The organism is Streptomyces sp. NPDC096323 (genome assembly GCF_040302845.1).
Lineage (GTDB): Bacteria > Actinomycetota > Actinomycetes > Streptomycetales > Streptomycetaceae > Streptomyces.
This window is the reverse complement of sequence record NZ_JBEOSI010000003.1, coordinates 109,249-124,548: the sequence shown is the minus strand read 5'-3', so window position 1 is coordinate 124,548 and position 15,300 is coordinate 109,249. Positions and strand designations below refer to the sequence as shown.

Below are 15,300 nucleotides of genomic sequence, written 5' to 3'. Positions count from 1 at the left end.
GCGGACGACGATGCGTTGCGGACACTCCCCAGCAACTCCAGGTGAATCGGGGAAGGGCTCACTGGTCCCGGCGGTGCACCGCGAGCACCGCCACCGCCCCCGCCAGCAGCGCCCAGAAAGCGTAGACGGTCCAGGCTCCGGAGGCCGTCCACGGGTAGAGGACCGTCGCGTGGAGATCCGAGACCGACAGCCGCTCCCACGCGCTGAAGGGCAGCGTGTGCTGGAGCACCGCCGTCAGGTGGCGGCGGTCGCTGAGGACCATCGGCAGCAGGAGCAGCACCACCACGCATCCGACAACGGACCCTCCGGTGTGGCGGATCACCGCGCCTATTGCCAGACCCGCGAGCGCGGCCACCGGCGCCAGCAGTGCGGAGGCCACGACGAGGCGCACTGCGCCGGGGTGGGAGAGGGTGACCGAGGCGTCCCGGCCGGAGAGGATCGCCTGCGTCGAGGCGAATGATGCCAGGGCGACGAGCGTGCCGAAGACCGTGGTGACGGCGGTGAGGACGAGGGCCTTGGCGGCTGTCACCGAGCGGCGGGCCGGGACTGCCGTGAAGGTGGTGCGGATCAGGCCGGTGCCATACTCGCCGGTGATCGATACGGCACCGATCGCGGCGACGGCCAGCACCAGCACCATGGCGGCGTTCCCCGTGAAGGCGTCCATGAGCGGTGAGCCGTTGGCGATGAAGGACGCGCGGCCGCGATCGTCGTACTGGTTCCAGTACTTGTAGTGGTCGTAGGCCGTGCCGGCGTTGAACGCGATGACGGCCAGCGCGGTGATCGCGTACATCCAGGACGTGGAGCGCAGCGACCATGTCTTGAGCCACTCGGCGGCCAGCAGGTCACTGAAGCGGGCTCGGGGCTCGTCGTTCGCCACGCGGGCGGGGGGTGCGGTCGTGGCCGGTGCCGTGGTCATCGGGGGTCTCCTGCGGGGTATTCGACGCTGTCGGCGGTGAGTTCCATGAACGCCTCCTCCAGCGAGGCGCCGAGCGTGGTGAGCTCGTGGAGCAGGACGCGGTGGCGCAGGGCGAGTTCACCGATGCGGGCGGCGGTGAGCCCGGTGACCGTGAGCCGGTCGCCGTCCGGGACCACCTCGGCGCCCTCGTCGGTGAGCAGCGCGGCCAGAGCGGCAGGATCGGGGGTCCCCACGGTCACGCTGAGGCGGGTACTCCGGGCTGCGAACGCGGTCAGGCTCTCGGCGGCGATGAGCTCCCCGCGGCCGATGACGACGAGCCGGTCGGCGGTGTGCTCCATCTCCGTCATCAGGTGGCTGGAGACGAACACCGTCCGGCCTTCGGCGGCGAGCCGTCGGAACAGCCCGCGCACCCACAGCACGCCTTCCGGGTCGAGCCCGTTGAGCGGTTCGTCGAAGAGCAGCACCGGTGGGTCGCCGAGCAGCGCGGTGGCTATGCCGAGGCGCTGGCGCATCCCGAGAGAGAAGCCGCCGATGCGACGGCGGGCCGCTCCCGCGAGGCCCACGTCCTGGAGCAGCTCGTCGACCCGGGCGCGCGGGATGCCGTTGCTGCGGGCCAGCATCGCGAGATGGGCGCGGGCGGTGCGGCCACCGTGGACATCGCCCGCGTCGAGGAGTGCACCGACGTGCCGCAGTCCGCGTGCGTGGTCGCGGAACGGCCGGCCTTGCAGGGTGGCCGTTCCGGCGGTGGGCTCGACCAAGCCCAGCAGCATGCGCAAAGTGGTGGTCTTGCCGGCCCCGTTGGGCCCCAGGAAGCCGGTGACCTCGCCCGGCCGTACGGTGAAGGTGAGGTCCTTGACGGCGGTCGCGGCGCCGTATCGCTTGGTCAGTCCGTTGACTTCGATCACGCCGTCAACTGTCCCGCCCGAGCCCTCGGGCGTCTTCGGACCAGCGGTGACATCTGCCGGGGCGGGTGTCGACCCAGGGTGTACAACCGTGGTCCGATGCCTGTCCGCGAGGCGCTGGCTACGATCGGCGCATGTCTCCGACGCCCTCGCTGCCGCGACTCAAACTCATCCCATCGGGCTGGTGGGTGGGTGCGGGCTGGTACGCGGGCGTGCTGCTCACGTTCCTCGTGCGGGTGCGGCTGCCCGGCCAGTACGAGCCGTCCGTCCGCCCCGGGGCCCTCTTCTACCGGTGGGACGGTCTGCTGACCCAACTGCTCGCCACGGCCCTGGCGGCGGCCGGCTGCCTGGTGCTGGAACGGCGTCCGCTGAGAGGCCTGGCGCTGGTGCTCGGTGCCGCCGCGCTCGCCACCATGTCGCTGAGTGTGGCGGAGATTCCGCTCGCCCAGTACCTCGCCGCCGATGTGGCGCTGTACTTCATCTCGGCGACACGGTCGCGCCGGACGGGGTTCATAGCCCTCCTGATGGCGCTCGGCGTCCTCGCCGGCTTTCTGGCCATGCGGCTGCTGGCCGGGTGGGTCGTCGGCACGTCGGCGGAACTGGTCGTCGCCCTGACCGCGGTCGTCGCCTGGCTGGTGGGCGGCTCGGCGTACGAGGCGCGCCGGCACGGCGAGAGCCTGGCCGCGCGAACAGCCGAACAGGCCGTGGTCCAGGAGCGGTTGCGGATCGCCCGCGAGATGCACGACATGGTCGCGCACAGCGTCGGCATCATCGCCCTCCAGGCCGGTGCCGCGGCCCGTGTGGTGCACACTCAGCCCGATGCCGCCCGCGAGGCGATGAGCGCGGTGGAGACCGCGGGCCGGGAGACCTTGTCGGGGCTGCGCCGGATGCTCGGCGCCCTGAGGGAGACCGACCCCGGATACGAGGGCGCCGGGCGGGACGCTGCCCCGTTGCGTCCGGCGGAGGGCCTCGGCGACGTGGAGCGGCTGGCGCGGGCGACGACTGCGGCTGGGGTCGGAGTCGAGGTGCACTGGGAGGGCGAACGGCGGCCGCTGCCGCCGGACATCGATCTGTCGGCGTTCCGCATCATCCAGGAGTCGGTAACCAATGTGGTCCGTCATGCGGAGACCGGCGCCTGCCGGGTGTCCATCGTGTACGGCGCCGAGGAGCTCGTCATCGAGGTCTGCGACCGCGGCCGGGGGACGGGTCTCGCGAGGGAGCCGGGCTTCGGGCTCGTCGGGATGCGGGAGCGGGTCGCCCTGCTGCACGGCGAGTTCACCGCCGCCCCGCACCCTGAGGGCGGGTTCCGGGTGACGGCCCGGCTGCCGGTGCCCGCACCGGCGGCGCCCGCGGGGAGCACGGCATGAGCGACGGGACGCACCGAACCGCGGAGCCGGTCCGTGTTCTGCTCGCCGACGACCAGCCGCTGGTGCGCACCGCGTTGCGCATGGTCATGGCGGAGACCAGCGACATGGACGTCGTCGGCGAGGCGGGGACGGGCGACGAGGCCGTCCGGCTGACCGCCGAACTCGCCCCCGATGTCGTCGTGATGGACATCCGGATGCCGGGACTGAACGGCATCGAGGCCACCGAGCGGATCGCGGCGGGCCCGACCGCCGCCCATGTGGTGGTCCTGACCACGTTCGATGACGACGACTACGTGTACGGCGCCCTGCGCGCCGGGGCGGCCGGCTTCCTGGTCAAGGACATGGCGTTGGAGGACATTCTGGGTGCGGTCCGGGTGGTGGCGGCCGGCGACGCGCTGCTCGCGCCGGGCGTCACCCGACGGCTGATCAAGGAGTTCGCGGGCAGGCCGAGCTCACCGGTCCCGCAGCGCCCGCTCACCACGATCACCGACCGGGAGCGCGAGGTCCTGGTGCTGGTCGGCAGCGGGCTGTCCAATGCGGAGATCGCGGAGCGGCTGTTCATCAGCGTCGCCACGGCCAAGACGTATCTGACCCGGCTGCTCGCCAAGCTCGACGCCCGGGACCGGGTGCAGCTCGTCATCATCGCGTACGAGGCGGGGCTGGTGACGGCGGCCCGGTGACGGGTGACCGGCGAGGGGGCGGCCTCGGGACGGCTCTACAGCCAGCCCTTCTCCCGGGCCATGCGGACCGCCTCCGCGCGGTTGCGGGCCGCCATCTTCTGGATCGCCATGGAGAGGTAGTTGCGGACCGTGCCCTGGGACAGGTGCAGCGCCGCGGCGATCTCCGCGTTGGTCGCACCGTCCGCGGCCGTGCGCAGCACCTCACGCTCGCGCGCGGTCAGCGGACTCGCGCCCTCGGCGAGGGCGGCGGCTGCGAGGGTGGGGTCGATGACGCGTTCACCGGCGAGCACCTTGCGTACGGCTGCGGCGAGTTGGGACGCGGGCGCGTCCTTCACCAGGAAGGCGTCCGCACCCGACTCCATCGCGCGGCGCAGATACCCGGGGCGGCCGAAGGTGGTGACGACGACGATCTTGATGTCGGGAAGGGCGCGGCGCAGTTCGGCGGCCGCCTCGATGCCCGTCATGCCGGGCATCTCGATGTCGAGGAGAGCCACGTCGATGCCGTGTTCCCTGGCCGCGGCCAGCACCTCGTCGCCGCGGGCGACCTGGGCGACCACCTCGATGTCGGGTTCCAGGCCGAGCAGCGCCGCGAGGGCCTCGCGCACCATGGACTGGTCCTCGGCCAGGAGGAGTCTGATCATGCTCATTCCCGGGATCCTAGGCCGGATTCGAGGGGAACGCTGAGGACGGTGGTGAAGCCCTTGCCCGAACGGGCGTCGGTGGCACGGGTGATGAGCGTGCCGTCGACGGTGGCGAGGCGCTCGGCCATGCCGGTCAGGCCGTTGCCCCGCGTCGTGCCGGGGGCGCCGCGGCCGTCGTCGGCGACGGTGAGTTCGAGGACGCGTCCGCCGAGGGTCTGGCGGGGGACGAGGGTGACCGTGCAGCGGCCGGCGCCACTGTGGCGTACGACGTTGGTGACGGCTTCCCGCAGCGCCCAGGCAAGCACCTCCTCCGCCTTCTCGGGGAGGTCCTCGGGGGCCTCGGCCGGGATGCCGGCGGTGATCCCGGCGGCGGCGAGGGCGGTCCTGGCTCCGGCCAGTTCGCCGGGGAGGGTCGGCCTGCGGTAGCCGGTGACGGCGCTGCGTACGTCCACGAGGGCCTGGCGGCTGACCCGTTCGATGTCGGCGACCTGCTCCGCCGCCTGTTCCGGGTTACCGGGGAGCATCCGTCCGGCCAGTTCGCTCTTGAGGGTGATCAGGGAGAGGGAGTGGCCGAGCAGATCGTGCAGATCCCGGGCGAGGCGGAGCCGTTCCTCGTTGGCGGCGAGCTGGGCGACGGTCGCGCGGGCCTCACGGAGCTGGATCGTGGTGCGGATCATCTGCCGTACGCCGGACATCGCGAAGCCGCCGAGGAGTGCGGGGAAGACCAGGGCCGTGATGATCTCGCGGGGATGGTCGCCGCTCAGGCCGATGGCCACCAGGACGGCGGTGACGGCGGGGATCAGCCAACGGGCGGTGCGCATCGGCAGGGTGGCGCCGACGGAGACCGAGACGTACACGAACAGGACCAGCCAGGGCGTGCCGAACGTCAGGGAGAGCAGGACGGCCAGCGCGCCGAGGAAGGCGAGGGCGGCGCGGACCCGGAAGGGGTCCAGGGCCTTCGAGGTGTGGCGAAAGACCAGGACGAGGTAGCTTCCGACGAAGACCAGCAGCCCGAGGACACCCAGAGCGGTGGCCCACGGGGTGTGGTTGCCGTCGGCGAGGTCCTTGACCGGCGCGCTCATGAAGGCGAGCCAGATACCGATCCACAGGAGCTTGGCCCGTGCCTGCTTCGCGTTGGTGGGCGGCCGACCTATGCTCACGTGCGTCTCGTCCTCGTTCACGCTTTCAGAGTGTCCTTCCGGTAGAGCCAGGCGGCACCGCCCGCGAAGAGCACGAAGTAGGCGCAGAGGATGGCGACGTCCTTGGCGTGGGGTGCGCCGCCCATTTCGACGGCCTGGCCGAGGGCAGCGTACGCGTGGGTGGGCAGCCACTCCGAGATGTTCTGGATCCACTGCGGGAAGGTGGCGCTCGGCATCCACAGTCCGCCGAGGATCGACAGGACGAAGTAGATGATCATGCTGATCGGGCGGACCGCGTCGCCGCTGGCGAGGTAGCCGATGGCGACGCCGAGCGCGGCGAAGACGAGCGAGCCGGCCCAGATGACGCCGGTGAGGGCGAGCCACTGCCAGGCGTCGAACCGTACGTGCTTGACCGAGGCCGCGACGAGGAAGACCACCACGATGCACGGCAGGGTGACCATGGCCGCGCTGGCGATCTTCGCGAGGACGTAGCCGCGGCTCGGCAGTGCGGTCAGCCTCAGCTGGCGGACCCAGCCCTTCTCGCGCTCCTTGGCGATGCGTTCGCTGTTGCCCATCAGGACGGCGGTCAGCGCGCCGAAGGAGGCCATGGAGACCATGAAGAAGGACTGCAGGGTCAGATCGGTGTGCGGCACCTTGTCGGTGGTGTTCTGGGTACCGGAGATCAGCAGATAGATCACCGACGGGTAGATGATCGAGAAGAACATGAACTTCTTGTTCCGCAGGGTGCGGGTGACTTCGAGCCTGATGAGGGCCCACGAGAAGAAATTCGTCATGCGGTCCTGGCCTCCTCGGCCTCGGTGATGGCGACGAAGGCCTGTTCCAGGCCGAGTCCGGCGACTTCCAGCTCGCGCGGGTAGAGGCCCAGCCCGTACACGGCGTGCATGGTCGCGTCGGCGTTGTGCGACTGGATACGGACGCGGTGGCCGGTGATGTCGAGCGTGGAGAGGAACGGCAGGGCGCGCAGGGCATCTTCGTCGATCGCGCCCTCCAGCTCGAAGGAGATCCGGCGGGCTCCGGCCCTCGCCTTGATCTCCGCGGCGGTGCCGTCGGCGAGGATCCGGCCCTTGTGCAGGACCAGGACGCGGTCGGCGATCGCGTCGGCCTCTTCGAGGTAGTGGGTGGCGAACAGCACCGTGCGGCCCTGGTCCGCCTGCTCGCGCATGGTGGCCCAGAAGGCCTGGCGTGCGGTGACGTCCATACCGGTGGTCGGCTCGTCGAGCACGATCAGGTCGTTGGCCCCGGCGGTGGCGAGCGCGAACCGTACGCGCTGTTCCTGACCGCCGGAGAGCTTGTTGACCATGCGGTCGGCGATGGAAGCGATGCCGGCCCGGGCCAGTACCTCGCTCACCGGGTAGGGCTTCGGGTGCAGACCGCTGACGAGCCCGACCAGTTCGCCGACCGTGACGTCCTCCATGAGGCCGCCGGACTGCAGCATGGCGCCGACGCGGCCCGCGGCGATGGCCGCCTGCGGGGTCGTACCGAAGAGGCGGACGGTACCGGAGTCGGCGGTACGCAGGCCGAGGAGGAGGTCGAGGGTGGAGGACTTGCCGGCGCCGTTGGGGCCGAGGAGCGCCACGGTCTCACCGGGGTGCAGGTGGAGGGTGAGCGCGTCGACGGCGCGTACGTCTCCGTAGGCCTTGCTGACCTGGTCGAAGCTGACCACGGCGGTCTTCACCGCGGCGGCTTCGGGGGCTGTCGTTGTCATGCGTCCAGCCTGGCTCAGCAGGGGGCGCGCCCGGCAGGGTCACGGGTCGTGAATCCGGGATGACAGATGTCATGCCGTACGTGTGAGAGCGGCCGCCCGTCCAAAAACCCCGCCCCCGGCCGGGGGTCCGGACGGGGGCGGGAGAGCGGGCGGACAACGGCGTCAGCCGTTGCCGCCGAGGTCGATCGTGACGGTCCGCTCGGCCTCGGTCTTGCCGAGCAGCGCGCCCCGCATGGCGAACGCCACGTCGTCCGGGCCGACCTGGTGCTTCGTACCGTCGCCCTTGGTGACCATGATCCCGTCGAAGACGCCTCCGCAGAGCTCTTCGATGGCCTTCTTGTCGTAGTGGTCGACGAGTTTGCCGTCGATCGGCACCATCGAAAGGATCTTCGGCAGCGACTTGGCCGGGCCGAACGGGATCTGCTTCGATCCCGCTTTGATGACGATCAGGCCGGACATCGCGGGCTCCGCGAACTCCTTCATGGCCCGGTCCAGTTCGGCCTGGCTGATGGTGGGTTCGCGGGTGGTGACCGGCAGTTGGACGGTGTTGACCCTGCCCGTCTCGACCTGGGCACGGTACGCGTCGCGGACCGACACCATCGACTGGTTGACGTCGAGCGCCTTGCCCGCCTTGCCGGGGACGGCGACGGCCTTGCCCGGCACGAACTTGATCTTCCCGTCGGCGGACGAGCCGGAGGCGCCGGCCAGGTCCTTCAGCGCGACACCGAGTTTCTCCTCGTCGACCGGGATCACCGGGTCGACGGTGCGCTCGTTGCCGAAGAGGGAGCCGATCACGGAGACGGGGTTGTAGTCGCTGCCCGCAGCAGCGCGCACGGTCGCCTGGCTGTCCAGGGAGAGCCCGGCCTTGTCGGGGGTGAGCTGCGTCTTCTTGCCGTCCACGGTCAGCTGGAGCGGCGCCTTGGACCGCTTGCCGAGCGCCGTGTCCAGCTTCTGGACGGCGTCGTCCCGGGTCCCGCCGCCGATGTCGACGCCGAGGACGGTGGTGCCCTTGGGTACGTCGGAGTGGTTCATCAGCAGCCCGGCGCCGTAGGCGACCCCGAGCAGGCAGACAGCGGCCACACCGAGCATGACCAGCTTCGAGCGGCCCTTCTTGGCCGGGGCGCTCGCCTTCGCGGACTGCGGGGCGGTACGGGCGGCGGGCTTGGGCGCCTGAGCGGCGAACCCGCCCGGGCCGGCCGGTCCGGTCCCCATCGGGCTGTCCGGCGTGCGCGGCCCGGAATCGGTGCCGGGGAACGGCGACGGTCCACCTGAGCGGTGCTCCGGGGGCACGACGGGGATGCCGCTGGTCAGCGTGTCTCCCGAGACGTTGCCCCCCGGACCGGAGGGGCCCGGTCCGAACTGCGGGGTGAGCACGGCGGTGTCGTCCGACATCCGCGGCGGGCCGCCGCCGGGGGCGCCGGGACCCGCCGGTCCGCCGGGGCCGGGTCCGAAGGGCGCCCGGCCGTCGAGGTCCGGGGTGAGGGCCGAGCTGCCGGTGGCCGGTCCCGTGGTGGGGCCGGAGGGCCCCGGCGTACGGACACCGAGGTTCGGCGTGGACCGAGGACCGCCGGGGCCGTCGTCACCGAAGCCGCCGAAGCCGTCGGACCCGGGCGCGCCCGGGTCGTCGGAGAAGCCCGAATCGTCGGCACGCTGCGGACCGTCGAAGAAGCCCTGGTCACCAGCGCGCGGAGGTCCGTCGAAGAAGCCCTGGTCACCGGGAGGCTGAGGTCCGTCGGGGAACCCCTGGTCACCGGCACGCTGCGAACCGTCGGAGAAGTAGGGCAGATCGGCGCGGGGGACGCCCGCGGGCGGGGTGGCCGGGCCTGATCCCGGTCCGTCCGGCCGGCCGCCGGGGCCACCGGCGGCCGCAAAGCCGGCACCGTTCGTCTCGGCGGGGCCCTCGCCCCTGAATCCGGCGCCATTCGTGCCGGCCGGACCGCCGGCCCGGAAGCCGGCCCCGTCCGTGCCGTCGCCCGACGGGGCGTCCGACGAAGCGCTCGTGCCCGCCGGGGCGGCGGTCGGGGGCTTGCGCGGCGCGAACCAGTCGCTGCCGCTCTTCTCCCTGGCCGGCTTCTCGGCAGCGGGCTCCGCCGCGACCGCGGTCTCCCGCGCCTCGGGCCCCGGCGCGGCCGGAGCCGCCTTGGCACCGTTGGCCGTGGAGGCCGTGGAGGCCGTGGAGGCCGTGGAGGCGCCCGGGCGCGGGATCGAGCCGGTGCGCTCGCCGGCGCCGCCGTCGACGTCGCTCATGGGCGTACGCATGACCACCGGTGGGATGGGGCGCGAGCCCGGAATGTTGATCCGGATACGCGTCGTCAGCGTCGTCTCGGTCCTCGGCTCGTCGGGCTGAGGCGGATCCGCAGGCTCCGGGGACTCCCCCGGGGCGTCCTGCGAAGGATGCAGCGACGGATACTGGCGGGATCCGTACGGCGGCGTGCCCGAGGGGTACGCGGCTCCCCCGCGGCCCTGGGGCCCGGAGGACGAACTGTCAGTTTCACGACTCAAAGCAAGTTCTCCCGATTGGCTCCGCCGCCCGTACTTCCCCCGCGCCGCAGGCCAGGGGACGGCTCGACACGCGGACCACTTTACTGGCCGCGACCGGCACACACCCCGCGACCGGGGGGAACGGCTGCACACCCCCCGGACGGACAGGGGGCATTACGGGATCGGACGTGGCACATTACTTGCCAGGTCGGCCGCTGTCGGCCCCCAGTTGGGCCGCCCGCGACATCGTGGCACAGATCACAGCGATGACCAGGCCGCCCAGCAGGAAGAGGGCGAGGCCCAGTTCGTCCCCGAAGACGTAGTCCCCCTCCGGTCTCCCACCGAGCAGAACAATGACCGAAATCAGCCACCCGGCTGCGGGCGCCAGCACCCCGGACTGCGCGCCCATGAGGATGCGGCCGCCGAGGAAGAGGCCTGCGGACGCGAGCAGGGCCAGCAGCAATCCGCCGGGGAACCAGGCGGATTGGACGAGTGTTCCGGCGATGCCGACGAGCGCGCCGAGGACCGCCAGGCCCAGCAGGGCGGCAATCCGGCGGGGGTTGAGGGGCGCGGCCAGGCCGGTGGCCGGAATGTCCCTCGGAGGGGCGTTGGTCCGCGCGGCCCGCGGCCTTCCGCCGCTCACCTGCCCGCCTCCTTGGCATCCGTGACGTCCGAATCGCCCGTGACGCCTGTGACGCCCGTATCCTCTGCGACTCCCGCGACTCCCGCGAAGAGATCATGTTCCCGGGTTCCCCCGGTGGCACCTGGTGCGCCGCTCACCAACTGGTAGTACTCGGTGGTGAGGACGGGCTGGCCCAGGTTGTTCGACAGGGTGAAGAAGGCGCCGTCCAGCGCGATCTGGGTGGCATGGGCCCGCATCGCCGCGGCCTTCGCCTCGCCGTGTCGGGTGCCATCGATCTCGGTGGTGATCAGAGAGTCGTCCACGACACCCGGTACGTCGTCGATCGCGGCGATGCCGGGGAACGCGCCGGGGGCGGTGGCCCGCAGCCGGGCGAAGCCCTCCTCGACGACCGGACGCGGCACCCGGTTCCAGTAGATCTTGGCGATCGTGTGCGCGGGACCCGAGCCGGGGCGGTACGCGGGGTCGGCGGCCAGCTCGGCGGCGCGGGTCGCGACCCGGTGCGCCTGGATGTGGTCGGGGTGCCCGTAGCCCCCGTCGGGGTCGTACGTCACCAGGACCTGGGGACGCACCTCACGGATCACCTCCACGAGGTGTCCGGCGGCCTCGTCGAGGTCGGCGGACCAGAAGGCGCCGGGGCGCAGGTTCTGCTCGGTGCCCATCATCCCGGAGTCGCGGTACCGGCCCGCGCCGCCGAGGAGGCGGTGGTCGGTGACCCCCAGCTCCTTCATGGCCGCCGCGAGTTCGCCCAGGCGCCAAGGGCCCAGGGAGTCGTCCCGGTCTGCGGCGAGATGGGCGAGTCCGGGCGGGATGATCTCGCCCTCCTCGCCGAGCGTGCAGGTCACCAGCGTGACCAGAGCGCCGTCGGCCGCGTACCTGGCCATGGTGGTGCCGTTGTTGATCGACTCGTCGTCGGGGTGCGCGTGCACCAGGAGCAGACGCCGGGCGGGGAAGTCCGTCATGGGGACCACCCTACGAGCCGACGACCCCCGCGCCCGACGGCGGCCACACCCCCGGACGCCTCCGGATCACCGGCCGCAGCCGTCAGAACTTGATGCCCCCGATCATGCCGGCCACGTTCGTGGTCAGCTCGGAGATGGTGGGCGCCATGGACGAGCTGGCGAGATAGAAACCGAGCAGCATGCAGACGACCGCGTGTCCGCCCTTCAGTCCGGATTTCCGGATCAGCAGGAAGACGACGATCGCCAGCAGCACCACCGCCGAAATCGAGAGCGCCACGGCGGTTCACCTCCATCTGTACGGTCGGGACGGGCAGCACGCATGGAGCCAGCAGGTTCATACCCACCGAGCGCTACGGATCATAACTATCCGTGGCAACGCATTGATCGGGGCACAGCAGCACGAGGGGCGCACGGGCGGTGGGGCCGGCCGATAGGTTCGGCATATGACTTCGTCAGAGATCACCTTTCCGCTGCAGTTGGCCCGGACCATGCGCTTCACCCTCGGTGCACCCCGCGCGTTCACGGTCTCACCCGACGGTGAACGGGTCGTCTTCGTGCGCTCCGGGTCGGGCACCGACCGCTCCGGCCGCCTCTGGGTACTGGACCTGAGCGACGCCGCGGCCCCGCGGGAACGGGTCGTGGCCGATCCGGCACTGCTGCTGGGCGGTTCGGCGGAGCGGCTCTCGGCCCAGGAGCGGGCGCGCCGCGAGCGGAGCCGCGAGGGGTCGTCGGGGATCGTGGGCTACGCGGTGGACGCGGCGGCCGAGTTGGCGGCGTTCGCCCTCTCCGGGAAGGTGTACGTCGCCGAGCTGCGGGCCGGAACGACGCGCGCCCTGCCGGTGCCGGGCCCGGTGATCGACCCGCGACCCTCCCCCGACGGGCGACACATCGCATATGTGTCCAAGGGCGCGTTGCGCGTCGTGGGCGCCGGCGGCGAGGAGGACAGGGCGCTCGCGGAGCCGGAGGACGCGGATGTCTCGTACGGCCTCGCGGAGTTCATCGCGGCCGAGGAGATGCAGCGCTCGCGCGGCTTCTGGTGGTCGCCGGACTCGGACCGGCTGCTCGTGGCCCGGGTCGACGACAGCCCTGTGCGGCGGTGGTGGATCGCCGATCCCGCGCATCCGGACCGCAAGCCCGCGGAGGTCGCGTACCCGGCGGCCGGCACGCCCAACGCCGAGGTGCGGCTGTTCGTCGTGGGGCTGGCCGGCGAACGTACCGAAGTGGTGTGGGACCGGGCCCGGTTCCCGTATCTGGCGCGGGTGCACTGGTCGTCGGACGGGGCGCCGCTGCTGCTGGTGCAGGCCCGTGACCAGCAGAGCCAGCTCTACCTGGCGCTGGACCCGGAGACCGGGGCGACCCGGACGGTGCACGCGGACGAGGACCCGGTGTGGCTGGAGCTGTTCCCCGGGGTGCCCGCGTGGGCGCCGGACGGGCGGCTGGTGCGGATCGCGGACGAGGGCGGGGCGCGGGTGCTCGCGGTCGGCGACCGGCCGCTGACCGGGGCGCAGTTGCAGATCGGGACCGTGCTGGACATCGGGGAGTCCGACCTGCTCGTCACGGCGACGGCGGGCGAGCGTGCCGCCGAGCCGGAGATCGGCGAGAGCCATGTGTACCGGGTCAACGAGCTGGGCGTCGAGCGGGTCTCGGAAGGTGCGGGCGTCCACACGGCGGTCCGCTCCGGCGGGGTGACCGTCATGGTCTCCACCTCACTGGACACGCCCGGATCGACGGTCCGGGTGTTCCGGGACGGGAAGCAGATCGCCACCGTCGCCAGTCACGCGGAGCAGCCGGTCCTGTCCGCCCGGCCGCAGCTCACCGAAGGGGGCGCACGGCGGATTCCGTGCGCCGTGATGCTCCCCACCGGATACAAGGAGTCGGATGGTCCGCTTCCGGTTCTCATGGATCCGTACGGCGGACCGCACGGCCGCCGGGTCCTCGCCGCCCACAATCCCCACCTCACCTCGCAGTGGTTCGCGGACCAGGGCTTCGCCGTGATCGTCGCGGACGGCCGCGGCACGCCCGGCCGCTCGCCCGGCTGGGAGAAAGCCGTCAAGCACCGTCTCGCCCTCACGCTCGACGACCAGGTCGAGGCGTTGCACGCGCTCGCGGAGCGGTTCCCGCTGGACCTGGGCCGGGTGGGCATCAGGGGCTGGTCGTTCGGCGGCTTCCTGGCCGGCATGGCGGTCCTGCGCCGGCCCGACGTCTTCCACGCGGCGGTCGTGGGTGCCCCCGTGACCGACCAGCGGCTGTACGACACCCACTACACGGAGCGCTATCTCGGCGACCCGGCCAAGCAGCCCGAGGTGTACGCGGACAACTCGCTGCTCACCGACGAGGGGCTCTCGCACGCCGCAGACCAGGTCCGGCCAATGATGATCATCCACGGGCTCGCGGACGACAACGTGGTGGTCGCGCACACCCTGCGGCTGTCATCGGCGCTGCTGGCGGCGGGCCGCCCGCACGAGGTGCTGCCGCTGAGCGGGGTGACGCACATGACACCGCAGGAGAAGGTGGCCGAGAACCTGCTGCTGCTCCAGGTGGACTTCCTGAAGCGGTCACTCGGCATGTAGGCCGCTACCAGCCCGGCGGCGGCTGGGAGGGCGGCGGGGGCGGCCCGAACCCGCCGCCGCCCTGCGGGTATCCGTACCCCGGGGCCGGCGGCTGCTGCTGCCCCGGGCCGTACGGGGACGGGTTGTACGGGTTGTCGCCCGGAGGCCCGAATCCCGGGGATCCGTACCCCGGCCCCTGCCCCGGTCCGTACCCCTGCCCCGGCCCGGGCCCGTACGGGTCGGGGACGTCGGCGAGCCCCCTCGGAGCCAGCGCGATCAGCACCGCCAGCGCGGCGAACACCTCGAAGAACCAGCTCAGCACCGTCAGTTGGGTGTCGGTCGGCAGCGAGCCGAAATGATCGAACAGGTCGTAGTGCACGGTCCTGACCACACCCAGCACCCCGCCCGGCAGCAGCAGCGCGGCGGCCGTCAGCCCGAACGGCCGCGCGTGCACGGCGTGGAAGAGGGCGCTCGCCCCCGCGACGAGACACAGCAGCGCGATCGCCGCGGTCGCCCAGCCGGGCGGCGGGTCGGTCACCCCGTGCGGGACCCGGTCGTCACCGCCCACGTACCACGCGGGATAGATCTCGGGGTATCGCACCATCTGGCGGATCTCCCAGGCGATCAGCACCGCCCCGGCCGCACCCAGCATCAGGAACGCGGCGACCGAGGCCCCCGGCCCCGGCCGGGAGGGCAGCGGCTCGTAGGAGCCGGCCGGCGGACGGCGGCCCGCCCCGGCGGTGATGAGCAGCGCGATACCCGCGGCGAGGGCGACGAAGGCGCAGATCAGCGCCCGTGAGCGCAGATCGTCGGAGAACAACGTCTCCATCCGGCGGCTGCCGATGTTCCAGAGCCCCGGCAGCCGTACGGCGAGGGTGATGACGCCAGTGGCGACGAGGGCGGTGGTGGCGACCGAGGAGCGCAGCGCGGCGACGGTGGCGACGGCGTACACCACGAGGAGGGCGACATCCAGGGGCGAGGTCGCGGGCACCGCCTCGGGACGCGCGTCCTGGAAACCGGCCCAGTAGCGCCACAGTTCGTCGGCGTCCACGGCCCTGATGTCCCGTACGAGCCAGCCGGCGACGATCAGGGCGAGCACCGCGCAGAGAGCGGCGCCGGTCACTCTTGCTCCACGGGTGAGTATCACCTCAGCGATACTCCACCGCGCCCGCCCTCCCGACAAGAGGGCCGTCGGCCTGGTCCCGTCGGGCGACCGGCCGGAGGGACGTGACGTCCTTCCGGCCGGTCCACGGCACCCGCACGGCCGTACGCGGTCCATGCTGACGGGTCCGTATAT

The 15,300-nt window shown here is 72.1% G+C and carries 14 protein-coding genes; 3 read left to right on the top strand and 11 right to left on the bottom strand.

Annotation, left to right across the window (positions count from 1 at the left end; all coding sequences use genetic code 11):
* Nucleotides 1-58: 58 nt before the first annotated feature.
* Complete coding sequence (locus tag ABTX18_RS08385; RefSeq protein ID WP_352121975.1) at nt 59-916, bottom strand: ABC transporter permease; 858 nt, start codon at nt 914-916, stop codon at nt 59-61.
* Nucleotides 913-1,821 carry an ABC transporter ATP-binding protein gene (locus ABTX18_RS08380; RefSeq protein WP_352121974.1) on the bottom strand — a complete coding sequence of 303 codons (909 nt, stop codon included), beginning with the start codon at nt 1,819-1,821 and terminating at the stop codon, nt 913-915. Before ABTX18_RS08380 ends, ABTX18_RS08385 begins: the two co-directional genes overlap by 4 nt.
* Before the next feature lie 131 nt (nt 1,822-1,952).
* Between ABTX18_RS08380 and ABTX18_RS08375 the strand changes: the two genes are divergently transcribed.
* Entirely contained in the window at nt 1,953-3,185 is a 1,233-nt protein-coding gene (locus tag ABTX18_RS08375; protein ID WP_352121973.1) for a sensor histidine kinase, read from the top strand.
* Nucleotides 3,182-3,865 carry a response regulator gene (locus tag ABTX18_RS08370; protein WP_352121972.1) on the top strand — a complete coding sequence of 228 codons (684 nt, stop codon included), beginning with the start codon at nt 3,182-3,184 and terminating at the stop codon, nt 3,863-3,865. Before ABTX18_RS08375 ends, ABTX18_RS08370 begins: the two co-directional genes overlap by 4 nt.
* Before the next feature lie 35 nt (nt 3,866-3,900).
* Here ABTX18_RS08370 and ABTX18_RS08365 read toward each other — a convergent pair whose 3' ends face one another.
* From ABTX18_RS08365 to ABTX18_RS08330, 8 genes are all read right to left on the bottom strand, one after another.
* Nucleotides 3,901-4,512 (bottom strand): response regulator transcription factor, encoded by a 612-nt coding sequence (locus ABTX18_RS08365; protein ID WP_352121971.1) that lies wholly within the window; start codon nt 4,510-4,512, stop codon nt 3,901-3,903.
* Nucleotides 4,509-5,687 carry a sensor histidine kinase gene (locus ABTX18_RS08360; protein WP_352121970.1) on the bottom strand — a complete coding sequence of 393 codons (1,179 nt, stop codon included), beginning with the start codon at nt 5,685-5,687 and terminating at the stop codon, nt 4,509-4,511. The genes ABTX18_RS08365 and ABTX18_RS08360 overlap by 4 nt, the downstream gene beginning before the upstream one ends.
* Nucleotides 5,684-6,439 (bottom strand): ABC transporter permease, encoded by a 756-nt coding sequence (locus ABTX18_RS08355; RefSeq protein WP_352121969.1) that lies wholly within the window; start codon nt 6,437-6,439, stop codon nt 5,684-5,686. Before ABTX18_RS08355 ends, ABTX18_RS08360 begins: the two co-directional genes overlap by 4 nt.
* Nucleotides 6,436-7,371 (bottom strand): ABC transporter ATP-binding protein, encoded by a 936-nt coding sequence (locus ABTX18_RS08350; protein WP_352121968.1) that lies wholly within the window; start codon nt 7,369-7,371, stop codon nt 6,436-6,438. The genes ABTX18_RS08355 and ABTX18_RS08350 overlap by 4 nt, the downstream gene beginning before the upstream one ends.
* 162 nt (nt 7,372-7,533) lie before the next feature.
* The gene (locus ABTX18_RS08345; RefSeq protein WP_503061113.1) at nt 7,534-9,873 is read right to left on the bottom strand and encodes a peptidoglycan binding domain-containing protein; all 2,340 of its coding nucleotides are present in this window, start codon (nt 9,871-9,873) and stop codon (nt 7,534-7,536) included.
* Nucleotides 9,874-10,048: 175 nt separating this feature from the next.
* Nucleotides 10,049-10,495, bottom strand: coding sequence for a DUF6113 family protein (locus tag ABTX18_RS08340; RefSeq protein WP_352121966.1), 447 nt, complete (start codon nt 10,493-10,495; stop codon nt 10,049-10,051).
* Nucleotides 10,492-11,454 carry an N-acetyl-1-D-myo-inositol-2-amino-2-deoxy-alpha-D-glucopyranoside deacetylase gene (gene mshB / locus ABTX18_RS08335; protein ID WP_352121965.1) on the bottom strand — a complete coding sequence of 321 codons (963 nt, stop codon included), beginning with the start codon at nt 11,452-11,454 and terminating at the stop codon, nt 10,492-10,494. The genes ABTX18_RS08340 and mshB overlap by 4 nt, the downstream gene beginning before the upstream one ends.
* 82 nt (nt 11,455-11,536) lie before the next feature.
* A complete protein-coding gene (locus ABTX18_RS08330; RefSeq protein WP_136330729.1) occupies nt 11,537-11,731 on the bottom strand; it encodes a hypothetical protein in 195 nt (64 codons plus the stop codon).
* 211 nt (nt 11,732-11,942) lie between these two features.
* On the opposite strand from ABTX18_RS08330, the gene ABTX18_RS08325 reads away from it, so the two are divergent.
* Nucleotides 11,943-14,024: a S9 family peptidase gene (locus tag ABTX18_RS08325; protein WP_503061122.1), complete on the top strand. Its 2,082-nt coding sequence runs from the start codon at nt 11,943-11,945 to the stop codon at nt 14,022-14,024.
* 4 nt (nt 14,025-14,028) lie between these two features.
* On the opposite strand, the gene ABTX18_RS08320 is transcribed toward ABTX18_RS08325, so the two are convergent.
* Nucleotides 14,029-15,126 (bottom strand): hypothetical protein, encoded by a 1,098-nt coding sequence (locus tag ABTX18_RS08320; RefSeq protein ID WP_352121963.1) that lies wholly within the window; start codon nt 15,124-15,126, stop codon nt 14,029-14,031.
* Nucleotides 15,127-15,300: the final 174 nt, after the last annotated feature.